General features: G+C 36.1%; 15 protein-coding genes. 4 read left to right on the top strand and 11 right to left on the bottom strand.

The genetic code is table 11. From position 1 onward, the window contains the following. The first annotated feature begins 285 nt into the window (after positions 1 to 285). Positions 286 to 1065 carry an SDR family NAD(P)-dependent oxidoreductase gene (locus tag JMM81_RS07485; protein ID WP_256240936.1) on the top strand — a complete coding sequence of 260 codons (780 nt, stop codon included), beginning with the start codon at positions 286 to 288 and terminating at the stop codon, positions 1063 to 1065. Positions 1066 to 1122: 57 nt separating this feature from the next. On the opposite strand, the gene JMM81_RS07480 is transcribed toward JMM81_RS07485, so the two are convergent. The 6 genes from JMM81_RS07480 to JMM81_RS07455 form a co-directional block, all read right to left on the bottom strand. Next, a complete protein-coding gene (locus JMM81_RS07480) occupies positions 1123 to 2583 on the bottom strand; it encodes a UDP-N-acetylmuramoyl-L-alanyl-D-glutamate--2,6-diaminopimelate ligase (RefSeq protein WP_256240935.1) in 1461 nt (486 codons plus the stop codon). A 506-nt stretch (positions 2584 to 3089) separates the two neighbouring features. Further along, complete coding sequence (locus JMM81_RS07475; protein WP_256240934.1) at positions 3090 to 3848, bottom strand: GTP cyclohydrolase II; 759 nt, start codon at positions 3846 to 3848, stop codon at positions 3090 to 3092. 105 nt (positions 3849 to 3953) lie between these two features. Next, complete coding sequence (locus JMM81_RS07470; protein ID WP_256240933.1) at positions 3954 to 4643, bottom strand: ABC transporter ATP-binding protein; 690 nt, start codon at positions 4641 to 4643, stop codon at positions 3954 to 3956. Then, positions 4643 to 6286 (bottom strand): ABC transporter permease, encoded by a 1644-nt coding sequence (locus JMM81_RS07465; RefSeq protein WP_256240932.1) that lies wholly within the window; start codon positions 6284 to 6286, stop codon positions 4643 to 4645. Before JMM81_RS07465 ends, JMM81_RS07470 begins: the two co-directional genes overlap by 1 nt. A 1-nt stretch (position 6287) precedes the next feature. Further along, positions 6288 to 7376 carry a Fe(3+) ABC transporter substrate-binding protein gene (locus JMM81_RS07460; RefSeq protein ID WP_256240931.1) on the bottom strand — a complete coding sequence of 363 codons (1089 nt, stop codon included), beginning with the start codon at positions 7374 to 7376 and terminating at the stop codon, positions 6288 to 6290. A gap of 343 nt (positions 7377 to 7719) precedes the next feature. Beyond that, a complete protein-coding gene (locus tag JMM81_RS07455; RefSeq protein ID WP_256240930.1) occupies positions 7720 to 7962 on the bottom strand; it encodes a hypothetical protein in 243 nt (80 codons plus the stop codon). A 309-nt stretch (positions 7963 to 8271) separates the two neighbouring features. On the opposite strand from JMM81_RS07455, the gene purF reads away from it, so the two are divergent. Together purF and ilvD are read left to right on the top strand one after the other, a co-directional pair. After that, a complete protein-coding gene (purF, locus tag JMM81_RS07450; protein WP_256240929.1) occupies positions 8272 to 9651 on the top strand; it encodes an amidophosphoribosyltransferase in 1380 nt (459 codons plus the stop codon). A gap of 1324 nt (positions 9652 to 10975) precedes the next feature. Then, the gene (gene ilvD, locus JMM81_RS07445) at positions 10976 to 12670 is read left to right on the top strand and encodes a dihydroxy-acid dehydratase (RefSeq protein ID WP_256240928.1); all 1695 of its coding nucleotides are present in this window, start codon (positions 10976 to 10978) and stop codon (positions 12668 to 12670) included. 62 nt (positions 12671 to 12732) lie between these two features. Here the strand turns inward: ilvD and JMM81_RS07440 are convergent, their stop codons facing one another. Beyond that, positions 12733 to 13383, bottom strand: a complete 651-nt coding sequence (locus JMM81_RS07440) for a hypothetical protein (RefSeq protein ID WP_256240927.1) — start codon at positions 13381 to 13383, stop codon at positions 12733 to 12735. Between the two features lie 371 nt (positions 13384 to 13754). Between JMM81_RS07440 and JMM81_RS07435 the strand changes: the two genes are divergently transcribed. Continuing rightward, positions 13755 to 14429 carry a uracil-DNA glycosylase gene (locus JMM81_RS07435; RefSeq protein WP_256240926.1) on the top strand — a complete coding sequence of 225 codons (675 nt, stop codon included), beginning with the start codon at positions 13755 to 13757 and terminating at the stop codon, positions 14427 to 14429. Here JMM81_RS07435 and JMM81_RS07430 read toward each other — a convergent pair. From JMM81_RS07430 to pglX (JMM81_RS07415), 4 genes are all read right to left on the bottom strand, one after another. Next, positions 14419 to 15141 carry a DEAD/DEAH box helicase gene (locus JMM81_RS07430; RefSeq protein WP_309143479.1) on the bottom strand — a complete coding sequence of 241 codons (723 nt, stop codon included), beginning with the start codon at positions 15139 to 15141 and terminating at the stop codon, positions 14419 to 14421. The genes JMM81_RS07435 and JMM81_RS07430 overlap by 11 nt on opposite strands. Before the next feature lie 154 nt (positions 15142 to 15295). Continuing rightward, on the bottom strand, positions 15296 to 17803 hold the full coding sequence (pglZ, locus tag JMM81_RS07425; RefSeq protein WP_256240925.1) for a BREX-1 system phosphatase PglZ type A: 2508 nt from the start codon (positions 17801 to 17803) through the stop codon (positions 15296 to 15298). A gap of 207 nt (positions 17804 to 18010) precedes the next feature. After that, a complete protein-coding gene (pglX, locus tag JMM81_RS07420) occupies positions 18011 to 21517 on the bottom strand; it encodes a BREX-1 system adenine-specific DNA-methyltransferase PglX (protein WP_256240924.1) in 3507 nt (1168 codons plus the stop codon). Positions 21518 to 21654: 137 nt separating this feature from the next. Continuing rightward, positions 21655 to 25143, bottom strand: a complete 3489-nt coding sequence (pglX, locus tag JMM81_RS07415) for a BREX-1 system adenine-specific DNA-methyltransferase PglX (protein WP_256240923.1) — start codon at positions 25141 to 25143, stop codon at positions 21655 to 21657. Between the last annotated feature and the right edge of the window lie 41 nt (positions 25144 to 25184).

The following is a 25184-nucleotide window of genomic DNA, read 5'->3' as shown; positions in this document are numbered from 1 at the left end:
TTAAAATTAAATATTTTCCTAAGCATAACGTCTTCCCATCACATAAATAATCATTTCCATTTTACCATAAAAATCCTATTTTGTTATAAACTTCAATTTTTTCAACTTAATTTTATTGTAACAGTTAATATACCTTTAAACCATTATCATGATAGATATTATCGGTAACCTCAATATCACTGCATTTACCTTCACACCTGTATGCTGTATCCTAATAAAGAATGATATCCTCTTTTCAAGTATCCGTAATATTACTTCATAAAATCATTAAGAAAGGAGTTCAATATGGACTTACAGTTAAAAGGAAAAGTTGCACTAATCACAGGATCCAGTAAAGGAATTGGATTGGAAACGGCTCTTTATTTAGTGAAAGAGGGAGCAGAGGTAACTATTTGTGCAAGAAATAAAAAGAGATTAAAAGAGGCAGCTACTTACATATTTGAAAACACAGAAGTAAAGGTATTCTATATAGAAGCAGATGTCACAAAGGAAGATGATTGTCAAAAGGTTGTTACTGCAACCGTCGAGAAATATGGCCGTTTAGATATTTTAGTCAATAACGCTGGGACTTCTCAAGCCCAACCATTTGAAAAAGTAGAAACGGAACTTTGGCAACAAGACCTTGATTTAAAATTATTTGGTGCCATTCATTGTTCTCGCTATGCTATTCCATATATGCGTGAAGTAGGCGGTGGTGCCATCTTAAACGTAACCGCGGCAATTGGAAAAACCCCCCCTGCATCTTCTTTACCTACTTCAGTAAGTAGAGCTGCAGGTATGGCTCTCACAAAAGCAATGAGTAAAGATCTTGGTCCAGACAATATTCGCGTAAACACTGTGTGTATTGGTTGGATTCGAAGTGAACAAATAGAAAAGATGTGGAAAGTTGGAGACCCAGAGCTTTCATGGGAAGAATTCTCAAGTAAGAATCGTCAAATCCCTCTAGGACGTATTGGAAATACGGATGAGGCAGCTAAAGTCATTGCATTTCTCGTTTCAGATGCAGCTTCTTATGTTACGGGTACATCAGTGAATATAGATGGCGGTTTGATCGGTACTTTATAGTTGAACCAAAAGTAAAGGTGCCAGGCACCTTTACTACCTTTATTAGCACTCATTACATCATTCATTTTTATTCTCTTGTAAATATAGAATCGTTTCTTTATCAGACATCGTTGGTAAATCAAAAGATTGCTTATAACGCTCAGGGCCTTTTCCTGTAATGATAAGCCAATCATCTTTCGTTCCCTTTTGAATAGCAGTCTGAATAGCTAAAGTCCTATCTGGTATCACTGACCCTTTTCCAGAGGGGTATTCGCTATGTAGTCTATTCAGTTCAGTTACCATCTGGTCATACTTTTCTGTATTCAAGTCATCCAGAGTTAGAATTAATTCATCGCTAAATTCTGTAGATACCTTGACCATTTCTTCTCTTTTCGTTTTATCACGGCCTCCTCGGAATCCAAAAATATGAAAAATTCTTTTTGCTCCACATTCTTTCGCAGTTTGCAGGGTATGAAAAATAGCATCAGCCGTATGAGCATAATCAATGACGATCGTTATCCCTTCTTCACTCCTGTATGTTTCAAATCTCCCTGGAACACCAGGAAATTGATTCAATCCCAAAATAAGTTCTTCGCGTTTTATAGGCAATTTTCTAGCAATAGCATAGGCAAAAGCTGCATTATATAAATTATGCTGTCCGGGCAAAGGTAGATGAATTTTCACCGTTTCTTCCTTTTCTTTCAATAAGATAAAAGGATTGGTTGCTGTATGATAATCAATAATGGACAAATCACAGTCATTCGATTTACCCACTAAATAGGTATTGACTTTCTTGTGGTGCAGGTTTTTATACAGATTTTCTCCCCAATCATTATCTACATTTATAACCGCTAAACCATTCGGCTTTAATTTTTCAAAAAGCAATGATTTCACCTGAAAATATTCTTCCATTGTTCCATGAAAATCAAGGTGATCATGATAAAGATTCGTGAATACGCAATAATCAAATTCAATTCCCTCTAATCGGTATTGGGCTAATCCATGTGAAGACACCTCCATAATAACCACCTCATCCCTGCTCTCAGCCAATAAGGAGTTTAGTTTAATGGTACCTGGGGTTGTATTTTGGGATTCAATCGTTTTACCATTTATAATATAGGAAAGCGTTCCAATAACAGAGCATGAAATCCCATTCTTTTCTAAAATATGTTTTAACATAAAGCTTATTGTCGTTTTTCCGTTTGTTCCAGTAATACCTATCATAATTTTTTTACTACTTGGGTTACCATAAAACTTCTTCGCTACTATACCTAACACTTTGCGGCTGTTCTTGACTTGTATATAAGGAATTTCTAGATCCATTATGTCTTGCTCACCGATGACCGCGGATGCTCCTAAACGGATAGCCTCTGTTATATAGTCGTGGCCATCAAAGCTATATCCACTAACGGCCACAAAAAGATATCCCTCTTTAACATCTTTAGAGTTATCTGTTATACCAGTAATATTTATATGATCAAGATTACCTTTTGACGTAATCCTTACTACTGCTTCTTTAATTATACCTTGAAGTATCATCTATAATAGCTCCTCATGTTTATATCAACTATTCCACCTTCATAATAGAATAAAAATTCGAAAAAATTATGACTAAATATATTTATGAAATAAAGCAGTAATAAAGATTGAGAAATAACATTCAAATGATCACCTTAAATCTTTTTTAGCTGTCAAAACCGTTTATCCAATATTTTATTTTCACCTATTATCAAAAGACTAATCATATAAAACAAATAAAGATGCCCGGTACTTTTATTTGTTTTATAACTGTAACTCTCTATATTAAGAGAGCTTTTACTAGAGACGAAAATAAGCGTAGGTTACCTCCCACACTCTTTTTTATTCCACTAGTTTACTAGTCAAATTTTGCCTATAGAGTTAAACTTCTTTCCCAGCGAATCACCGCCATAATTCTCTCATATTTCTTCATATGATATAAGTCCGCAGCTTTTCGTTTTAACTAAATTTCTTATTGAAACCAAATTCATATTACTATCCCTCTTTTGAATTACTCGGTCTCCAATTCATTGGTCTTTCGAGTAAGTCCCTTCATCTTCTAGGTGACCAGACTTTTTAATCTTTGTTTGTAAATATTTTTCGTTAAATTGAGAAAGATCCCCCCATAAAGGTTCTCTTCCTGATATCTCTAAACCAGCTCTTTTTAATGCTTCCAATTTCTTAGGGTTATTTGTCATTAGTGTTATCGGTTTAGAGCGTAACGCTTTTAAGACTAAAATAGCATCCCCATAGTTTCTGGCATCATCTACAAAACCAAGACTTATATTCGCTTCCACTGTGTCATAACCATTCTCCTGAAGGACATACGCCATCGCTTTACTAAATAGTCCAATGCCTCTACCTTCATGATTAGCTAAATAAAATAATGCCCCATTACCGTGTTCGGTGATCATTTTCATGGATTGTTTCAGCTGAAAACCACAATCACATCTTTTACTTCCAAAAATATCTCCTGTATGGCAGATAGAATGCATTCTCATGATGGCATCCTCAGCATATTCAAAGTTTCCATATACTAATACACTGGATTGTTGATATTCGGCTAAATTGGAAGAAGATAGCTTGTCAATAATCCTCTCATAGTCCTCTGTAACTTCATCACAATTCAACCAACAATACCATTTGAAGACAACCGTTTCTCCATACAAATTAATGGGAAGACGTATAGGTCCCACTAAATAAATTGCCCCTTTATTTGTTTTAATTAATTGAATTTTATCTTCTAAAACAGAAAGAACGTTAAGGTCAAGTTTTGTTTGATTCATATTGTCGCCCCCTTTTTTACTTAGTTTGTAACTAATTCATTTATAACATACAAAAAAGCATAACCTTGCCGTTTAGACAACGTTATGCTCATTTAATCCTACAACCTATTTTATATTCTGGAACTTTTTTCTGTGGAGATCGTTCGTAACATTCGATTGACCGAGTACGATACTATGATCACATATCGCTTCAACATCATTTCGATCATGTGTAACCATAATACAAGTCATGTTGGCTTTTTTCAAAATGATCCCAAGTTCCTCCCGAATCGACTCTTTTAAATCTGCATCTAAGTTACTAAATGGTTCATCCATTAACAACAAATTCGGCTTTGGGGCAAGCGCTCTAGCCAGAGCAACCCTTTGCTGCTGTCCCCCACTTAATTCATGTGGATACCGTTTCTCAAAACTCTCCATTTGGACAAGTTCCAACATCTCATCTACACGTTGCTTCCGATCCTTTCGAGGCATGCGGGATAATCCAAAAAGAATATTATCCTTCACCGTCATATGGGGAAATAAAGCATAGTCTTGAAAAACCATCCCCACTCCTCTTTCCTCTGGATGAATAAATACACCTTCACTTACAACAGCCGTACCAGCAATTACAATGGTTCCTTTCATCGGCATTTCTAATCCTGATATTAAGCGGAGTAACGTACTTTTTCCACTTCCACTTTGACCTAGAATACCCACAATTTGTCCCTTTTCCATCGAAAATGAAAAATCATTAATAACTGGTTTCTCCTTCCGAGAAAATGAAAAAGTAAGACCTTCAATTTCAACAATGCTCATTATTTCACCTTCTTACCTATCATTTGAAAAATGATTACAGATAACATACTAATTAAAATGATTAAAAGCGAGGAAATAGATGCCTCGTATATTTGCTCATCGTTTGCATATTGATAAGTCTTTGTTGCTAGCGTTTCAAAATTAAAAGGTCTCAACAACAAGGCCAATGGCAATTCCTTGCAAATTTCAACAAATGTTAAAATAAATCCACTAAATAGAGCTCCTTTAATTAAAGGAAGATCCACTTTAAAGAAGGTTTTTGTTACACCAAGTCCAAGCAGTCTTGAGGCTTCCATATATTTCGTGCCCACTTTTTCAAAGCCCACTTCAATAGCATTAAATCCGGTAGCCATAAAACGAATGGAATAACCAACGATTAACATGACTAAAGATAGACTTAAGATGAGCGGCGCTTCACCAAGCCCCATATTAGCGTAGATCGGTGCGAGCCATTTATCAAGTGAGATAAACATCGCTAGTACACCAATGGCAATAATTGGACCCGGAATCGAATAACCTGTCGTTACACTTTTTGATAATATGAATGAAAAGGAAGAATGAGATCGGCAAACATTTGCAACAATAATAGAAAGAATAAGGATGATCAATGTAGATAAAGCTGCAACATAGACGGTTTGATAAAACAATGTAAAAAAGGAAGAATCCCAAACTTTATGAAACGTCATCCTTGCCCAAGCAATCAACTGAATGACCGGAATGAGAAATCCTATTAGAAACACGACTCCACAATACATAAACGCAGCTATTCCAGCAATTCCTTTCAGCTTCACAGGTACTAATGGCCTCGATTTATTACTTACATGGTAACGCCGCCGCTGTCTAAGCAGTCTTTCTAAAAAAAACATTCCAACAATAATCACCATCAACCAAGCAGCAAGCCTCATAGCAGAATTCACATCGTACATCCCGAACCATGTTTGAAAAATAGCCGTTGAAATCGTATGAATGCCTAAATAGCTGGTAAGTCCATAGTCACTCAGCACTTCATAAATGACCAATATGGTACCTCCAACAATAGCAGGTCTGGAAAGAGGAAGAACTACTTTAGTGAATACAGCTAACGGCTTTCTTCCCAATAGTCTTGCATTTTCAATATAAGAAGTACTTTGATTTTCTAAAAATGCTCTTGTGATAATGTACACATATGGAAAAAGAAATATCGTAAAAATAAAAATGGCTCCACGTAAGGATGAAACCGATAATAGCTCAGGTTCGATTTGATAATCAAAATGATTTCGAAACGTGGTTTGAATCACTCCGGTATAGCCTAGCATCGTTTTATAGGTATATGCTGCAATATAAGGTGGAATCGCAAGAGGCAAAATTAACCCCCAACGGAAAAATCTTTTTAGCGGAAAATCATAGGCTGCAACTAGCCATGCCAATGTTACACCTAAAAAAGCCGTAAGAATCCCCGTTACAGCCACAAGTATGACAGTATTTGCAACATAATTCTTCAATAAGTACTGACGAATATGAAACCAGTTTTCATTCGGTTCTTGAAATATAGAAGAGAAAATAAAAAGGATAGGCAGTAGAATCACTACTGCCCCAACTAAACTAATTATCCACCAACCGTTAAACTCTTTTTTTATGTTACGTTTAATCAGTTCTGCTTTCATATTACTTCCAGCCTATTTTATTAAAAATTTCGATTGCTTTTTTATTATGCTCCCCTAAAGTATCAAAATTAAGTTCTTGCATTTTAAAGTCGCCCCAGCTCTCTAGCAATTCTGACTTAGCTGCATTCGGGTTTACTGGGAACTCATAATTAGTAGCTGATAATAATTCTTGGGCTTCAACACTTGTTATATACTCAATAAGCTTAATCGCATTTTCTTGATTCTTACTATGCTTTGTCAAACCAATTCCACTGATATTCACATGAGTACCATTTGTTTCTTGGTTCGGGAAAAAGACTCCAATACTATCAGCAACTTTTACTTCTTCAGGGTCTTCAGCATTTGCAAGCAGGCCAACGTAATAGCTGTTCATAATAGCAACATCACCAGTACCTGCAGCAATTGCTTTCGCTTGATCACGGTCACCGCCATCTGGCTGGCGAGCAAAGTTGTTTACGATCCCTTGTGCCCATTGTTCTGCTTTTTCTTCACCATTTAATTCGATAAAAGAGGCAAGTAGTGATTGGTTATATAAACTTGTTGAAGAACGGACTAACAATTTCCCTTCCCATTTCTCGCTTGTTAAATCCTCATATGTAGATAATTCCTCAGGATTTACTCTATCTTTCGAATAGGCGATGATACGCGCTCTTGTTGCCAATCCAATCCAGTTATTATCAACATCACGAAGGTTTTCGGGTACGTTTTCATTAATAACATCTGAAGTAACTGGTTGTAGGATATCATTTTGCTTTGCGTTAGCAAGGACTCCCCCATCTACTGTAACAAATAAATCGGCTTTTGTACTTTCTCCCTCACGCTTTAATCTCTCAATAAGTTCTTCCGCTTTCCCTTTTACAACATTCACTTTAATGCCTGTTTCTTCTGTAAAGTTGTTATAAATCTCATCATCTACTTCATAATGTCTTGCCGTATAGATATTTACTTCTTGATTTTCAGTTGTTTCAGGCTTTGAAGCTTCTTGCTCTCCTTCTGTGTCACTTTGATTTGTACCACAACCAGCTAGTCCAATCGTCAGCACTGCACTAGCCAATAAAGGCTTAAACTTAACTAATTTTGATAAATTCATAATTTGTATACACCTCTTCTATAGTCTTTAGTTGATAGTGATAATTGTTATCAATTAATATATTTTTATTTTACTAACCTTCATGTCTAATGTCAATGACAAATTGGATTTTTAAGATAATTTTAAATTACTAGCTAGTTATAGCAGTTTTTGCATCTGATAGAAGTTCCAATAATTTGGCTCTATACACAAAGATAGAGCGCATTCTAATTTCGAGAAATGCGCCCCATTGTTAAAGAATCTATTCTTATATTGCATATTTATTTTCGAATTGTTCCTTACTGAATTACGACCTCGTATTCAAATAATATACTGAAATGAAACTAATGCCCTACAAGGAAAGCTATTCTTGTGGCAGTACACCGACCGTTTCTTGCGATGATATCTGTTTTTGTGCTTTAGCAACATGGTTAAGATCATTAACATTGGTATTGTGTTGTTCGGTTTGGACTTGGAATTCTGGATTTATAACTACTTGAGGCTTTACTTTTGAACTTGCTGTTACTGTACTCTCTGAATTCATGACTACCTGAGGCTCTACTTTTGGACTTGCTGTTACTGAATTATCTGTTACAAAATCTGTCAATTTAAAATCTCCTTTACCAATCTGTAGTTATCTTCATGTTCATAATCCTAAAAAATATTTATTAACAAATACTAGGCTACGCAGAAATTGAATTTTATATCAAACAAGATACAAAAAAACACATTTTTTATATTGGTAATTTTTTAAAGGTAAACAGACTGTTACATATGAAATACTACTTAGTATCAATCATTGAACTAACTATTTGTACTATATTGAAATTCGACATTGCAACCAAACTCAAAGGATAGAAATCGTTCTTCCGCAAAAGCTAATAAAATGAGATATATGAGCAGGAGGAAAATAACAATGGATTTAGATATGAAGGAGAAATGCGGAGTATTTGGTATCTTTAACCATCCAAATGCAGCTAATTTAACTTACTATGGACTCCATGCACTTCAGCATCGTGGTCAAGAGAGTGCAGGAATTGTCGCAAGTGACGGGAAAACATTCAGGTATCATAGGGGAATGGGATTAGTCACTCAAGTATTTTCACGTGATACCCTTAACGAATTAAAAGGTAATATGGCGATTGGACATGTACGCTATTCTACTTCTGGTGCAAGTTTATTGCAAAACGCACAACCCCTCATTTTTCAATACAGTGAGGGAAATTTAGCTGTTGCCCATAATGGTAACCTCGTAAATGCAAGGATAGAACGCAATGTCTTGCAGCAGCAAGGAAGTATATTTCAAACGACGACTGATACAGAAGTTATTGCCCATCTAATTGCTCGCTCCCATAAAAAATATTTTGCAGAAGCGGCACCTGATGTTCTTAAACGTATCGACGGTTCATTTGCTTTAGTTATTATGACTGAAAAACAAATGCTCATTGCCTTAGACCGTAATGGGTTACGTCCACTAAGTCTTGGTAAAATAGGAGAATCTATTGTCGTTGCATCAGAAACATGTGCTTTAAATGCAGTTGATGCAACGTTCTGGAGAGATGTTGAACCCGGTGAATGGCTTTTGGTTGACGAAAATGGCATTCAAAGTGGTCGGTTTGCTGATAAAGGGGACGTTTCCCTTTGTTCTTTTGAACTTGTTTATTTTGCTCGTGCTGATAGTGTGATCAAAGGAAGAAGTGTTTTATCCATTCGAAAGGAATTAGGCCAAATTTTGGCAAGGGAACATCCAACAGAAGCTGATGTTGTTGTTGCCGTTCCCGAATCAAGCGTACCTGCCGCTATTGGTTTTTCACAACAGTCAGGAATTCCTTATGAAATGGGGATCATCAAAAACCCATATGCTAGTCGTTCATTCATTGAACCTACTCAAGAATTACGGGATTTGGCCGTTCGTCTAAAATTAAGCGCTGTACAAGAAATTCTAGAAGGAAAAAGAGTCGTATTGATTGATGATTCGATTGTTCGTGGAACAACAAGCAAGAGAATTGTCCAATTAATTCGACAAGCAGGTGCCAAGGAGGTCCATGTAAGAATCAGTTCACCCATGGTAAAAAACCCCTGTTTTTATGGAATCGATATGCCAACAAAAGAGGAACTTTTTGCTAATATGCATGAACATGAAAGAGCCATGGGAAAAGTTATTGATGCGGATTCATTAGCTTTTTTAAGCACCGAAGGATTATTGGAAGCGGTTGATATTGATCTTGCAGAAACGAGCAGTCACTGTATAGCCTGCTTTAATGGTGCGTATCCAACTAAATTGTACTTGAAGTAATATAATTTAGTTAGATAAAAATAGAATGCACTAAGATGCTAGGCACCATCCAATTATCTGGATGGTGTCCGGCACCTTAATTTATTATTTTCGGTAAACTAAGTTACCGTTCATATAGGTTTCTTCAACATAGATTTTATCAATTTTCTCAAGATCAACTTCCAAGATATCTTTGTCAAGTACCATAAAGCCAGCATGATACCCTTGAGAAAGTTGTCCAGTAAGAAGGAACACCTTTATATATAAATCCAGCTTAATTTTTCGACATAGTATAAAAATGGTCGGCCAACCTCCTCTCACTTTGCTGTTATTACTACGTACATAAAGGCTTGTTCAAGCAGGTTAACCAACCGTTTCTTACGTCGATTTAACAAGTTGGATTTATATAGATACAATACATAAACTTAAGAAATACATAAATCATTTCGCTATGTTTGAACAAGATCTAGGGAGAACCTTATAAAGATACGAGAGACACTGGTGCCGATATACAGTGTCTCTCGTATCTTATGGTGCTATCATTTTGTTTTCCTTTACTTTCCTAACTAAGTTCCCCATTAACAAAAGAAGCTGTTGCTCCTATTGAACAATTCTAGCTTTCGTATTTTTATATTTTTTCGTCTGAACGTGCGAATCGGAAATTTCCAACGTAATTTTTGGAGTAGTCTCTCCATTTACGTAGCCTTTACTGGTCTCTCAGTATTTCCTAATAAAGTTAATTTCGCTTCTTTCCTATGTTCTTTATCGCACAGTACAAATAAAGTATCCCCTTTTTCAATAACAGAAGAGCCTATTGGAGTCATTAACTTTTTGTTACGTGTAATTCCAATAAATTACAAATTAAATATAAAAAAGATATTTTACTTCCAAACAAAACAGTAGTTTTATTAAAATAGAATAAAAGGCTGATTTCTTTCATAAAAAATAATAGACATCATCAATGTTCAAGAGACTGTTACTTAATTTTGAGTCAGCCTCTTTTTAATTTTAGGCTATGTTAATGATGAAGGTTGAAAATTTACCTTTGGTGTATGCGTCCATGTGTTTGATTCCATGAAATAACGTAATGAATGCGTATACCAAAGGCATTTAAAGCATCAATAATATTGTTTAACAAAGCCTAATTTTAAAGAGAAACCAGTTTATTAGTCACTCTCAGTTGAATGAATTTATTCTAGATGGTTATTCTAAAAAATAGTGTTTTTTTAAAATTTGTTAACAATCTATAGTTCTGCGCCCTTCTCGGCAACACCATTCATTAAAAGAATGATGGGATCTACTTGGCTTCATCTACAATATTCACAAACGAAAGGAGAATACACATTTGACACAATCAGACAAAGATTTGAGAATTCGTAGCCACGTTATTAGCGAAGGGGAAAATCGCACACCAAACAGAGCCATGTTAAGAGCTGTTGGTTTCTCGGATGAAGACTTCCAAAAGCCAATGATCGGTATTGCAAGTACATGGAGTGAGGTTACCCCTTGTAATATACATATTGACAAGTTAGCGATTGAGGCAAAAAAGGGTGCGAAAGATGAAGGTGGTGCCCCACTTATTTTTAATACGATTACGGTTTCTGACGGAATTTCAATGGGTCATGTTGGCATGCAGTATTCTCTGCCAAGCCGCGAGGTTATTGCTGATTCGATCGAAACGGTTGTTGGAGCCGAACGTTTAGACGGATTGGTAGCGATTGGTGGATGTGATAAAAATATGCCAGGCTGCATGATCGCCATTGGTCGTTTGAACGTTCCTTCTGTCTTTGTATACGGTGGAACTATCGCACCTGGAAACTTAGACGGAAAAGATATTGATATCGTTTCTGCGTTTGAAGCAGTTGGAGAATATAATAAACATGGAATCGATGAAGAACAATTAAAAATGGTAGAATGTCATGCATGCCCTGGTCCTGGATCATGTGGAGGAATGTACACTGCCAACACAATGGCTTCTGCAATTGAAGCACTCGGCATGAGCCTTCCTAGTAGTTCATCGAATCCTGCCATTACGAAATTAAAGCTTGTTGATTGCCATAAAGCTGGTGAAGCAGTGATGGAATTATTGAAAAAAGGTATTTATCCTAGAGATATTATGACGAAAAAAGCGTTTGAAAATGCCATTACCCTTGTCATGGCTCTTGGAGGATCAACGAATGCTATTCTTCACTTACTTGCGATGGCTCATTCTGTAGACGTCCCTCTCGAATTAGAGGACTTTGAAAGAATCCGTGTTAAAGTTCCACATATCGCCAACTTAAAACCGAGTGGAAAATATGTGATGCAAAATCTTCATGAAGTTGGCGGTATACCGGCTGTTATGAAAATACTACTTAATGCCGGTCTGCTACATGGAGACTGTCTCACCGTCACAGGAAAAACAGTAGCTGAAAATCTTGCGGAATTTCCTGATATACAAGACGATCAAGATGTTATCCTACCGTTGTCAGATCCAATACGTAAAACAGGTCCACTTGTTGTGTTACGAGGAAATCTTGCTCCTGAGGGCTCTGTAGCCAAAATGAGCGGATTAAAACTTTCCAAATTTACGGGTCCAGCAAGGGTGTTTGATTCTGAAGAAGATGCAACAGAAGCTCTGTTACAGGACCGTATTCAAGATGGAGATGTCATTGTGATTCGTTATTCAGGACCTAAAGGTGGACCAGGTATGTCTGAAATGCTTGCGATTACCGCTATTGTCATTGGAAAAGGATTAAATGAAAAAGTAGCACTCCTTACAGATGGGAGATTTTCTGGAGGAACACACGGTTTTGTCGTTGGCCATATTGCACCAGAAGCTCAAGTCGGCGGACCTATTGCTCTACTTCAAGACGGTGATATCATCACCATTGACAGTGACACGCAAGAACTTACATTTGACGTCACGAATGACGAATTAGAAGAACGGAGAAAAACATGGAAACAACCTCCAATTCGTCATTCGCGTGGTGTATTGAATAAATATGCCCGACTCGTATCCTCAGCGTCCAAAGGTGCTGTGACAGATTTATTAGACTAAATCATAAAAGGTGCCAGGCACCATCCAATTATCTGGATGGCGCCTGGCACTTCTTTTATGATTTATTGCACATAATCCATAGTACTTAGAGAGTCCATGTGACTCGCTATCATGGCTATAATTGTGCTTGCTTCTTCCTTACTAAAAATAAAGTGTGTTTCATCTTTTAACAAATCATCATCATCTGTCCATATACGGTTGATTCGTTTTAATACCCCATCCCCCGTCTCCTGGACAAGCCCGAACTGATAAGTTACTTCCACTTCATCTTCTTGGTAATAAGCAGTCACCTCAGGAGTTTCCCATTCTACATCGATTTCCTCTAATAAAGATTCGTCTTCAACCCCATCCAAATCATGAAAATCTGCTCCATCCTCAAGTATTTCTTCTTCGAAAAGATTGTCATCCATATAAAGATGGAAACTTTCGTGAACAGCGTCAATAATATCCTCTATATCAGCTAGCACGACCTTACTAGTATAGCCAAGATCTGGCTCAAAAGACTCGATATAGAATTCTTCATTATGCGGATCAAAAAAAAGTGTGCAAAAATACTCTCTTTCCACACCTTCACCTTCTGTAAAAAAGTCTATTCTCGGATGCTTTGCCCCACGTTCTATTGACATTCCACCGTTCTCGTCATATTTACTACAAATGGAATCAAGACTATCCTGTAACTCACCACAGACCCTGTCAAACCATTCTAAGTCCATGCAAATCCCCACCTTTCAATGTGATCATCCTTATTATGACCCTCTAGTAAGAATTCTCTCTATTCTCCCGATAGTAAATTTTGTAATTAGTTCTTTCTCCTAACCAGTCCTTTATGTTTCTAGAGAGAAAAATTAAAGTATGAAGATGGATATAAGGAACAGAGTCATATTTACTTTAGTAAATAATATCCCTAGATTTGGGAATAATATGGGATATAACTAAAATTCCACATTAATTTATGGGCTAATGATCTTGTAATGGAGGCCTTTTTCGTTTTAATGGGCTCCTCTTTTCCTCTTTATTGATACTTATTTAATTCACTTGTATACTAGAAATTGTATAGCAAAAATGGAAGCGAGTGTACATAACAATGACTATTTTAAAAAATGACTGGGCTTCTCTACTTAAAGGGGAATTCGAGAAACCATATTATCAACAATTAAGCAAAGTTTTGCGGGACGAGTACCAAACAAAAGTTATTTATCCGGATCAACATGATATTTATAACGCACTGAACTTTACTGCTTTTAAAGACACAAAAGTAGTCATTATTGGACAAGATCCCTATCATGGTCCTGGACAAGCTCATGGATTAAGTTTTTCTGTTAAACCAGAGGTACGAATTCCTCCGTCTTTAAAAAACATTTACAAGGAACTGCAGGCTGACTTGGGATGTGATATTCCGAATCATGGTTACTTGGTGGAATGGACTAAGCAAGGGGTATTACTGCTTAATGCGGTATTAACTGTCCAGGCTGGTACCCCAAACTCACATAAAGCTCTCGGTTGGGAAATATTTACTGACAAAGTCATAGAGACATTAAATCAAAGGGAGACGCCTGTTGTATTTATCCTTTGGGGACGTTTTGCCCAACAAAAGCAACAACTAGTTACCTCATCTAAGCACCTGATTATTAAGTCACCCCATCCAAGCCCTTTTTCCGCTAATAAAGGGTTCTTTGGTAGCAAGCCCTTTTCTCAAACAAATGCTTTCTTACGAAAAATTGGAAGCGAAAAAATTGACTGGCAAATAACTAATTTATAGTTTTGGCAACACAGTACAGTAATCCAAATAAACAATGCTCCGTATGCCGTAATAGAGCTTCCCCCAATTGATACATCTTCGTCCGTTGAATCTTTTTCTTTTTTACTCCATGCGTGTAGGCAGCCATCTTATGAGCCTCATCCACAATGACAAAATCAAATTGAGATTTCAAGATTAAAGACTTGATTTCTTCTCTCGATGCCCAATAAACAGAAGCAATCACCTTGTCGTAGGCTTCAAATGGGTTTACTTCATCGGAACTATTTAAAAGAGTCCGAGTGACAATCGTAAAATCCTCGCCAAACTTTTCTTTTAATTCTTCTTGCCATTGTTTAAGTACAAGCGGTGGAACAAGAATAAGAATTCGCTCTGCACTTTTTCTAGCCAATAGTTCACGAATCAGCATCCCTGACATAATGGTTTTACCCGCTCCAGGATCATCTGCCAACAAATAGCGAACTTGTGGAGATTGAAGCATACGGCTATACACCGCTTCAATTTGATGTGGCAACGGGATAATCTTTTTGTTTCCTCTAGCTCTTGATTGTGAATAACGTTCTTCTGTCTTTAACACATGATACTGCAAATAATGCTGCAAACGCTCAGGATCAAAATGTTCATCTTCTTGTTGAATTTTCTCTAACTGCTCTAATTGATACTGCTCTAAATAACGATCATAATACTTATTCGTTTGCCTGCCGATAGACTCCACTACATAAAGACCATCGTCGATGAGCTCACAGTTTTTTATTTCAACAATTTCAGGCCAAAATGGACCTTTAATGATTTCACCAGTCTTTAATCTCTAATGCCTCCTCTATCCTGAAAAACCTGCCAAGCTCGTTTACAAGGCAGGTTTTAACCCATTAGTACAGTGCTTCATACATACGAATCATAAAGGTTTCTTCTTTATAAAATTCATTTTCCTTGTCTGATACGGTTTCAATTTTTAACGTACATACTTGTCCCATTGGATAATAGGTCTCAGCAAGGGTAAAGACGAGTTGCTCGGTCCGTTGATGATTTTCACCAGTTAAGTTGAACGTAAAGATCACTTCGTTCGAAACACGTTCATTTTCTATATAAAAAGCGGCTTTGATTTTGCGTGGTAAATAATGACTCGAAATACTCTCTTCTTGATAGAAAGTAACGGGAACACGATAATTTGTAATGATCTTATCTAACATGGCCACACTAATTTCTACTAATTCAGCACGCTCTGTACGACGATAATCAATGAGCGGGATTATAACTTCCTGTGGCATGGCTCCGCCGTGGACAAATTGCAATCCACCCCCGCTAATAAAACGATTTAACCCTTTAGCTATGACAATCTCTGTGTCTGTTAAAGGTGATTGACCTTCATTTAACTTGACTGCACCTTCTGGAACATGAAGTCCTTGTCCAATTGCGAACCGGCGATTACTATCAAAAACTGTTCCTTGTACTGCTTCAATTTTCACATCAGCCTCTACTTTTGGATATTGGAATAAGAATCCATGATCAGCTGTAATGAAAATTCTTTTTGCCTGTAGTCGTGACAGACGATCAACAGCTAATTCTAAGTCTTTTATTGCTTTATCCGCAGCGACATATGTTTCACGTTCTGATTTCTTTGAGTCTCCAGTTTCATCGATCACATCATGATAGAGATAAACAAGACGTTTTCCTCTAAATTTATCTTCAGCCTCTGAACGTGACCAGTCAGAAAGCTCATTTAGACGGTATGCTATGGCATCAGGATGAGTCTTTTGTAATATCTTCGTGCGATTTGCTGTACCATTAGTGGGTTCTCCGTCCGCAAAGACTGTTTTGTTTTCTTCTATCGTCAATGTGCGATTTGGAAGCAAAGAGGCCATCCCTAACTGTGTATATGTTGGTAAACTGGCTAACATAGGGGATACACTTGCTTCCCCATTCACCCGTCCGTTTAATCGCTCACACAGTTCATGCCCCACCTCATAGCGGAGGGCATCTGAAATAATAACAAATACTCTAGTGGACTCTTTCTCTAAGATCGGTTGAATATTTTTCTTAAAGAAGCCCTTTTGCATAGGAACTTTCGAATCTTGCTTATTAGCTAGGAGATAATTTGTTTCATCAGCCAGTTTTCGTAAATAAACGTTCTCATACCAATTGGTAAGGATTTCTACTAAAGGTTCTACAAACTCCCTTTGTTGAAGACCTGTATAGGATTGCATAAAACGACGATGGGCTTGATCAATTGCATGAAGTTTTCTAGCATATTGCCCATATAATTCCTGACGTGTATCGTATTGGTTTAAGTATGTCTTGTAATTCGTTAAGCGAACTGCCTCAAATAAGGTCTGATAGAGTCCAGCTATTTTAGATTTACGTCCCCAGTGAATCCCTAACCGGTAGGAAATCCGGTCTTTCCAAGCTTCCACATCTATTGTTTGATGCTTCAATTCATTAGCCACTTTTTCGATAAGGAGTACGTCAATTAGTGGGAATGTCATCACTTTATCAAACTGTTCTGCAGACTTGTCTTCCAAATAATGGCGTAGACCAAAACTACTTTCCATTTCTTTTATGTATGCTTCTAGTACTTCAACTTCATCCATCTTACTACGCAACCAGTCATCAATAAATAAGGCACAAATATTAGCACGAACAGTCGGGTACTTGTCATCTAAAGGTTTCATTTCAACTGCTATATCCCTAGAAAAATGAGAATATAAGAGCTGTTCCATTAGATAGCGTAATGTCTGCTGTTCTTCTGAAAAACGCAATCCAAAATACTGCTCCAGTAGCTCCCACATGCGATCAATTGAGAACGATTTATGGATCTTTTTATAGATCTCATTGTGGTTTTCTTCTAGACCTGCAAGCAATAAGTGCTTCGTAATAAGAGATACACGCGCTACCGGTGCACCTGTTAGTACGGCAAGAATTCCATATTCAAGTTCTTCTTCCTTTGGTGATAGAGAGATTACTTTCTTTAATTTTTCTCTTCGCTCCTTACTGTTGAAGAAATTGGCATAGCTATTGACTACTGAGCGTAGAATAACATCTTTTACTTCTAATTGTTCTGCCCATATGGCGATCTGATCAGCCTTAAATTCAGAACTGTATAAAAGAATATCTAATAAAAGGTTTTCTTCATCTGAAGGTCGTGAAAATGGAGCGTATAGTAAATACGACTGTTTAGGATGTTCAATTTCTATTTCAATTTTTAACTTAAAAAAATTATTCTCCGTTAACTCACGCACAATGACTTGTTCATTTGCCAATGATTCTTGTAGTGACTCTTCTGTTTCTTGCGCAGAAGAATCATACCAAAATACCATGGCACGTTCTTTTTTATTTTTTTCTTCAAGAATCCGCTCACGCAGCATTTCGATTACATCCATTGTTTCACCTCATTGGGTAATGTCCTTATTATTACTCTTGCAAATTTAATCGATTATGTATTCCTTTATATTATCAAAATTTCCCTTATTTGTAGACTAAACATAAAAAGACCCACCGTGGTTCGCATTATAAAGAGGCGTGGTGGGAACTGTTATTACCATCATAACCATTTAGTATGTGAACAATAAATAATTTACTGGTTTACCTTACTTAATTTTGGCGAGTACTTTATCAAATTTAGCATAATTTACTTTTACTCCATCATCCAAATCAATGGAGATCTGAGCATTCGCGTATTCAGCCAACTTCTTATCAAACTCAAGCAGTTCTTCCAACCGTTTTTGGTAAATCGTTTTTCGCTTTTCCAAATCACGTTTTTCCGTTGCACTTAAATTAGGATTTACAACTCGTAAATCCACCGCTGATATTTCATTGTTATACTTCGCTTGAATCTCTTGTAAATGTTCAAAACGAATCGTTGCCATTGTGTCTGGTTGATAACGGTGCATGTAAATAAGCGTTCGTAAGCCTTTTTGTTTCCCTGAATCAACGAGCCAATAAATCGGACGTTTTTGATATACTTGGCAATGGTCTTTAAAGAACTCATCTAAGAAGTAACGACGCAACCGTTCTTCTGCTGTCTCGTTACGTTTTAATTCAAGAGATTCTGCTAACCATTGTATGTTTTCCTCAACTGTCTCCGCATCAAATGTTACGGATAAAAATTCACGTAAGCGAGCAATGATATCATCTTTGAAATAATGCTCGTCTGTTAGTTGAATTAAACCATACTTATTAGGAATAAATGATTGGTACTTTAAATGATCTCCATCTCCGCCGGCACAAGCTAGACCTTCTATATCTAATGAATATCGCCCCGTCGTACAGCCAATGAAGTAAGATAAGAATGATTTAGTATCACGCACACGATCTGGTCTACGGATTTTAATTTCCACATCCCTAACTTCAGATGTTAGCTCATTCTGCAAGCCATATAAATGAATCAGAATTTGGTTTATTTCTTCTTCATTTGCTTTCACTTTTTTAAATTGAACGTCAACTAAATAACTCGTCCAGTGATCAAATATATCTAATAATAATGTGCTACTATTACGGTTAGTGATAAACGGATGCTCCTTAAAGTCCCAAGACGTCTCAAAGGAATCCCAATCATTTTTAGATATATCCACACAATCTGATGACAATTTGCCTACAGAATCAATAATTTCTTGAGAAGGAGAAATAATAGGAAATTGAGCTACATCTCCTGATTGAAAATTTAAAGTTGGACTTATCTGAGCAAAAAGGTGTTTGAATACAATCGAGTTAAGCAAGCCAAGGATATAATTCCGATAACCATCCCTATTGTCTTCTTCAAAGAATAGGCAACAACCACCGTTATCAAATATAAATCCATACTCGAATTTTCTCAAACTAAAATTTCTACTTGAAACGGTAGACCAAGTTAACCCCGGTGACATGAAATACTGATAGTTAGCAATTACAGCTGTAGGAATTTTTCTGATTTCTTCGGCATCATTTTTCCAGTCAATGATATACTCATTATTTCCATACCACTTTCTGTAGTCCCCCCCTTTGTTGTACGGAAACCATCTCTTAACTAATGTTTGTTCTTTTATTATTTTTTTTGCACCGAAATTAATATGACCCCTCTCTACTTCAAACCATAACCTTAGAAAACGTGCATTATTAGAAGTGGAATTTCCTTTTCTAGGGTAAGCTACATCTCCTAACTTCTTATTTGTCCGATACAATTCTCTTACATGGTCACTTGTCCAATAGGCAATAGGCGAAGAGGGGATGCTCTTAAATTTATTCTGATTACAGGTGAATCTGTAATCTACTTCCTTATTTAATAATGCTTTTTGTACTTTTAGAGGCTGAACATGCTCCCCGTAAAAATCAGTCAGTTTAATATACTCACCTTTAAAATCCACATCAACATTTCTAAAAGTAAACGTACAAATGGGAACTGAAGCTGCAGTAAATGCATCATAATGTAATTGAATTAGGGACTGGATACTTTTTTCTGAAATAATATATTCACGTAGTTGTGTATAAGATTTTATAAATAACCATACCATTGGAGTCATATAGGCATTAAAGCCACCTACCTTAGTAGATAAGAAATAGCGCTTTATATACATAGCGAACAAGTCACTTCTATAGTCGAAATAATTTTTTTGGGCATATTCAGTGAGATTCTTGTTCATCCCTTTTGAGTTCATATAGGGTGGATTCGTAACCATAACATCATAATGAGAAGACAAAATTTTGGCTTGTTCTAGTAAATGTTTAAATTTGTTCATCTGACTATGGGCTAGGTATGTATCCACACTTAATTGAATCTCTCCTAGTTGCTCAATACGATTTAGATAATGATCATAGTTAATCGTGTTAGGGTGAAGTAATGAACCAAAGTTCTTAGCATCAATAAAGGTCTCAATTAGCGAGAAGATTTCTTCTTTTTCTTTATCATTTTCACCAAGTAATTGTGCCATTCCTTCCTTATCCAAATGATTTGATTCTTGAATAGAGTAAACGTTTAATTCGACTTTTTTACGAAAAATGCGCCGCGATTTCTCTCTCGCTTTCATCATTAAAGCAAATGATGCTAATTGTGCAGCACGATCATCAATGTCCAACCCATATAAATTCTTCTCTAAAATCAATTGTGGAATGTCACCACTCGGATATCCTGCTTCTTCATACATTTGATACAATAAATCAAATGCATAAACAAGTATATGACCAGACCCAACACATGGATCCATAATCGTAATTTCTTCTAAGTTCACGTTTTGATATCGAATTTCTTCTAATTTATGTTTTACTTCTTCATCTTGTTCAGCAGGCTCTATGTAATAACGCATGGATTGTTTGAGAGATGATTCTGGATTTGCTTCCAACCAAAGCTGGCCAAGTGAATTTTCAACCATATACTGAACAATCCACTTAGGGGTAAAAAGCTGTGTTGCTGCTGGAATATCGTACTTCTCTATCTTTTTGCTTTTCTTTAAGTTAGCAAATACTTTATCTTTTGGTTCAGAGTTATAAAACTGATATAACCATCCGATTACTTCCACTTCTGAAAAACTTTCTGTAAGTACCTCACTCATAACTAACTTCTTTATTACTGATTCATCATCCAACAAGAAATCTGGAAGCAATAGTTCAGTATAATCCCGAATCTCTTCAAACATAAAAGGTAGTATTAGATTTAATACATTACATTGAGCGCTAAACAACTTACGGAAAGCTTGTTCAGTGTTACCTTGTCTAATAAGATCTTTAATAGCGACCTCATCAACATCTAAGTCCATTGTTTCAAACTGCAATAAAATATCGGGTTCTACTTTCCCTGTACTACTTGATAGTACATTTACCCGCTCAGGCAGATAGTCGTTTACTTCCATATAACGAATCGCAATAATACGGTTAAACCATGTATAAGCTACTTCCTCAACCAGTTGTTCATAGCCTTTTGTTTTCAATTGATTTGCTAATGATTGAAATCCTGTTTTCATTTGCATTGGATATGTATTTCCGTTAATGACAAGCTGGCCAAACTGTTCTTCTATTATTAAATCGTTTTTCGCATCAATACCAAAGGTCTTCGCTCGCAAGGCCACTTTTTCGAGCAAGTCTCTACGAGCGGAAACGGCAAAGTTTTTTAACTCTGTTTTGTTCATTTCCTTTACTCCTTCTATATAAACAAGAAGCGAGCTAATAAAGACTCGCTTTTGTTTAATCCATTTCTACTATTTTTCACTCTCGTAGTCATCCAAAACGCAATTAATTAAAAAGATCATCTATATCTTGTTATCCTTTACTTGATTTTGGCGAGTACTTTATGAAATTTAGCGTAATTTACCTTTACTCCATCATCCAAGTCAATGGCTATCTGTGCATTGGCGTATTCAGCTAGCTTTTTATCAAATTCAAGCAGTTCTTCCAACCGTTTTTGATAAATTATTTTTCGCTTTTCCAAATCACGTTTTTCCGTTGCACTTAAATTAGAGTTTACGACCCGTAAATCTACTGCCGCAATTTCATTGTTATACTTCGCTTGGATTTCCTGTAGATGTTCAAAACGAATTATCGCCATTGTATCTGGTTGGTAACGGTGCATGTAAATAAGTGTACGTAATCCTTTTTGTTTTCCAGAATCAACGAGCCAATAAATCGGCCTCTTTTGATACAATTGACAATGATCTTTGAAGAACTCGTCTAAGAAATAGCGGCGTAAACGTTCTTCCGCTGTTTCGTTACGCTTTAATTTAAGAGACTCTGCTAACCATTGTACGTTTTCCTCGACTGCTTCCGTACCGAATGTTACGGATAAAAACTCACGTAAGCGAGCAATGATGTCATTCTCGAAATAATACTCGTCTGTTAGTTGAATTAACCCATACTGACCTGGAATAAACACTTGATACTTTGAATTATTCCACTCTCCACCAGCGAATGTAAGTCCCTCAGCATCTAGGGAATAACGTCCCATTAAACAACCGATAAAGTATGAAATAAACGTCCTAGCGTCAGAGCTGCGATTTGCTCTATGAATTGTTATATCTTCGTTAGGTATTTCCTCAGTAAGTTCTTCTTGTAAATCATACATATAAATGAATATACGGTTTAGTTCTTCTTCATGGACTTTTAAGTTTTCAAATTGTAAATCGCTATAACTCACCCAGCTTTGAAATGCTTTTGATAACAGTACATGATCACTTCCATATGTCAGTATGGGGTGACGTCGGAAATCCCATGATATTTCAGAAAAATCCCAGTTCTCAGTATAACTATTTACAATCTCTTTCGATATCCTTTCTACATTAGGGTTATTCTTATAAACAAAAGGTATTGAACCGATGTGTCCCGGTTTAAAGTCCATTGTCGGTGAAATATAATTCAAAAAATATCTCGAAACCGCTGAATTAAGAAAACCCAAAATATACCATATACACTCCCTATTAGTCGGAAATAATGTTGATCCTTTTGAGTCAAACAAAAATCCTTTACTAGAGTATCTAAAACTGGTATTACCTGAACTTAAAGCAGTCCATGTAATTCCTTCTTTAAAAATATAATCTAAGTTATAGTTATGAGACCTGACTCGACCATTCTCATCTTTAAAGTTTTTTATATCAAATCCATCATTCTCCCAATTCACAACAAAATAATTATTACCATACCAACGTTTAAAATCCCCTCCCTTATTATAAGGAAACCATTTAAGCTTAGATTGGTTACTCTCTTCCCTGCTTTTGAAGTTAAATCCTATTTTATCAATCGGCACTTCATGCCATAGTCTTAAAAATAAATCATTATTTGCTGTTGCCATTCCCTCTCTTGGTAACCCATAATTATTGAGAGTCGGATATTTTTTAAATATTGCTGATGCATTATCAGACAACGAATAAATAATTGGAAAGTTAGGTATATCCAAAAATTGTTTTAATGTTTTATTAAATAAGCGATCCTCAATTGGAAAAACTCTAGGAATATTTTTTTCACTCAAATCCTCTAAATTAATACGAGTGTATGCACCTTTATAATCCATACTAGTAAGCTTTCTAAAGACTGTTGCAGATGTCCCGAAAGCAATACCCATAACCATGCTCTCCATATGTAATAAACTTGAAATATGATGTTTTAATAGGATTTCCTTTCTAAAACGCTCATAAGAAGACAAGGACATCCAAGATTGCATCGTTACCAAAGTGTTAAATCCACAGTCCTTAAGGAAAGAAAAACCCCTAGCCATAAAAACAGAAAATAAATCGTTTTTAGATGTAGAATACATCTTGTTTACTCTATTTTTCAACTCACTATTCATATTTCCAAAACCCATATAAGGAGGATTTGTTACTATAACATCATATTGAGTTGTCAAAACATCTAACTGTTTCATTAAATATCGAAAATCATTAATTTGTTCATAACTCTCATATGTATCAAGAGTTAACTGTGTTTCCTCTAAATGATCAATACGTTTCAAATATTTATCGGTATCTATTTTAGAAGGTTGAAGTATTGAGCCAAAGGTTTTTGCATCTATAAAATCTTCAAAAATTGAACTTAGTTCTTGTTTATCTTTTTCGCTCTCACAAAGAAGTTGTATTATCCCTTTCCGATTAAACGAGTTAGATTCTTTTATAGAAAGAATATTTAGTGTGATTTTTTTACGAAAAATCCGGCGTGACTTCTCCCTAGCTTTCATCATTAAAGCAAATGATGCTAATTGTGCAGCACGATCATCAATATCCAACCCATATAAATTCTTCTCTAAAATCAATTGTGGAATGTCACCACTCGGATATCCTGCTTCTTCATACATTTGATACAATAAATCAAATGCATAAACAAGTATATGACCAGACCCAACACATGGATCCATAATCGTAATTTCTTCTAAGTTCACATTTTGATATCGAATTTCTTCTAATTTCTGTTTTACTTCTTCATCTTGTTCAGCAGGCTCTATGTAATAATGCATGGATTGTTTGAGAGATGATTCTGGATTTGCTTCCAACCAAAGCTGGCCAAGTGAATTTTCAACCATATACTGAACAATCCACTTAGGGGTAAAAAGCTGTGTTGCTGCTGGAATATCGTATTTCTCTATCTTTTTGCTTTTCTTTAAGTTAGCAAATACTTTATCTTTTGGCTCTGAATTATAAAATTGATATAGCCAGCCAATCACTTCGACTTCTGTAAAGCTTTCCGTTAAAGATTCATTTGAAACTAACTGATTAATAACTGACTCACTATCTAACAAGAAGTCTGGGAGTAACCATTCTGTATAGTCTTGAATCTGTTCAAACATAAAAGGAAATATCGAGTTTAATGCGTTACATTGAGCGATGAATAGTTTTCGGTATGCCTCTTCTGTCTCACCTTGTTTAATTAGATCCTTAATAGTAACTACATCAATATTTAAATCCGTCATTTCAAACTCTGATAGAATGTCTGGTTCTACTTTTCCTGTACTACTTGATAAAACATTCACCCGCTCTGGGAGATAGTCAGTTACTTCCATATAACGAATCGCAATAATACGGTTAAACCATGTATAAGCTACTTCCTCTATCAGTTGCTCATAGCCCTTTGTTTTCAATTGATTTGCTAATGATTGAAACCTGCTCTTCATTTGTAGAGGATATGTATTTCCGTTAATGACAAGCTGACCAAACTGTTCTTCTATAGTTAAATCGCTTTTCGCATCAATACCAAAGATCTTCGCCCGTAAGGCCACTTTTTCGAGCAAATCTCTCCGAGCAGAAACGGCGAAGATTTTTAACTCTGTTTTGTTCATTCTCTTACTCCTTCTGTATAAACAAGAAGCGGGCTAATAAA

The sequence above is a fragment of the Bacillus sp. V3B genome (assembly GCF_024494465.1).
Taxonomy (GTDB): domain Bacteria; phylum Bacillota; class Bacilli; order Bacillales; family Cytobacillaceae; genus Bacillus_BD.
The sequence above is the reverse complement of the archived record's forward strand: the minus strand, read 5'-3'. Positions and strand labels throughout refer to the sequence as shown.

Excerpts from the sequence above, each read along its gene's own strand:
- JMM81_RS07485 (WP_256240936.1), top strand. The coding sequence starts at position 286 with ATGGACTTACAGTTAAAAGGAAAAGTTGCACTAATCACAGGATCCAGT.
- JMM81_RS07480 (WP_256240935.1), bottom strand. The coding sequence starts at position 2,583 with ATGATACTTCAAGGTATAATTAAAGAAGCAGTAGTAAGGATTACGTCA.
- JMM81_RS07475 (WP_256240934.1), bottom strand. The coding sequence starts at position 3,848 with ATGAATCAAACAAAACTTGACCTTAACGTTCTTTCTGTTTTAGAAGAT.
- JMM81_RS07470 (WP_256240933.1), bottom strand. The coding sequence starts at position 4,643 with ATGAGCATTGTTGAAATTGAAGGTCTTACTTTTTCATTTTCTCGGAAG.
- JMM81_RS07465 (WP_256240932.1), bottom strand. The coding sequence starts at position 6,286 with ATGAAAGCAGAACTGATTAAACGTAACATAAAAAAAGAGTTTAACGGT.
- JMM81_RS07460 (WP_256240931.1), bottom strand. The coding sequence starts at position 7,376 with ATGAATTTATCAAAATTAGTTAAGTTTAAGCCTTTATTGGCTAGTGCA.
- purF (WP_256240929.1), top strand. The coding sequence starts at position 8,272 with ATGGATTTAGATATGAAGGAGAAATGCGGAGTATTTGGTATCTTTAAC.
- JMM81_RS07440 (WP_256240927.1), bottom strand. The coding sequence starts at position 13,383 with ATGGACTTAGAATGGTTTGACAGGGTCTGTGGTGAGTTACAGGATAGT.
- JMM81_RS07435 (WP_256240926.1), top strand. The coding sequence starts at position 13,755 with ATGACTATTTTAAAAAATGACTGGGCTTCTCTACTTAAAGGGGAATTC.
- pglZ (WP_256240925.1), bottom strand. The coding sequence starts at position 17,803 with ATGGATGTAATCGAAATGCTGCGTGAGCGGATTCTTGAAGAAAAAAAT.
- pglX (WP_256240924.1), bottom strand. The coding sequence starts at position 21,517 with ATGAACAAAACAGAGTTAAAAAACTTTGCCGTTTCCGCTCGTAGAGAC.
- pglX (WP_256240923.1), bottom strand. The coding sequence starts at position 25,143 with ATGAACAAAACAGAGTTAAAAATCTTCGCCGTTTCTGCTCGGAGAGAT.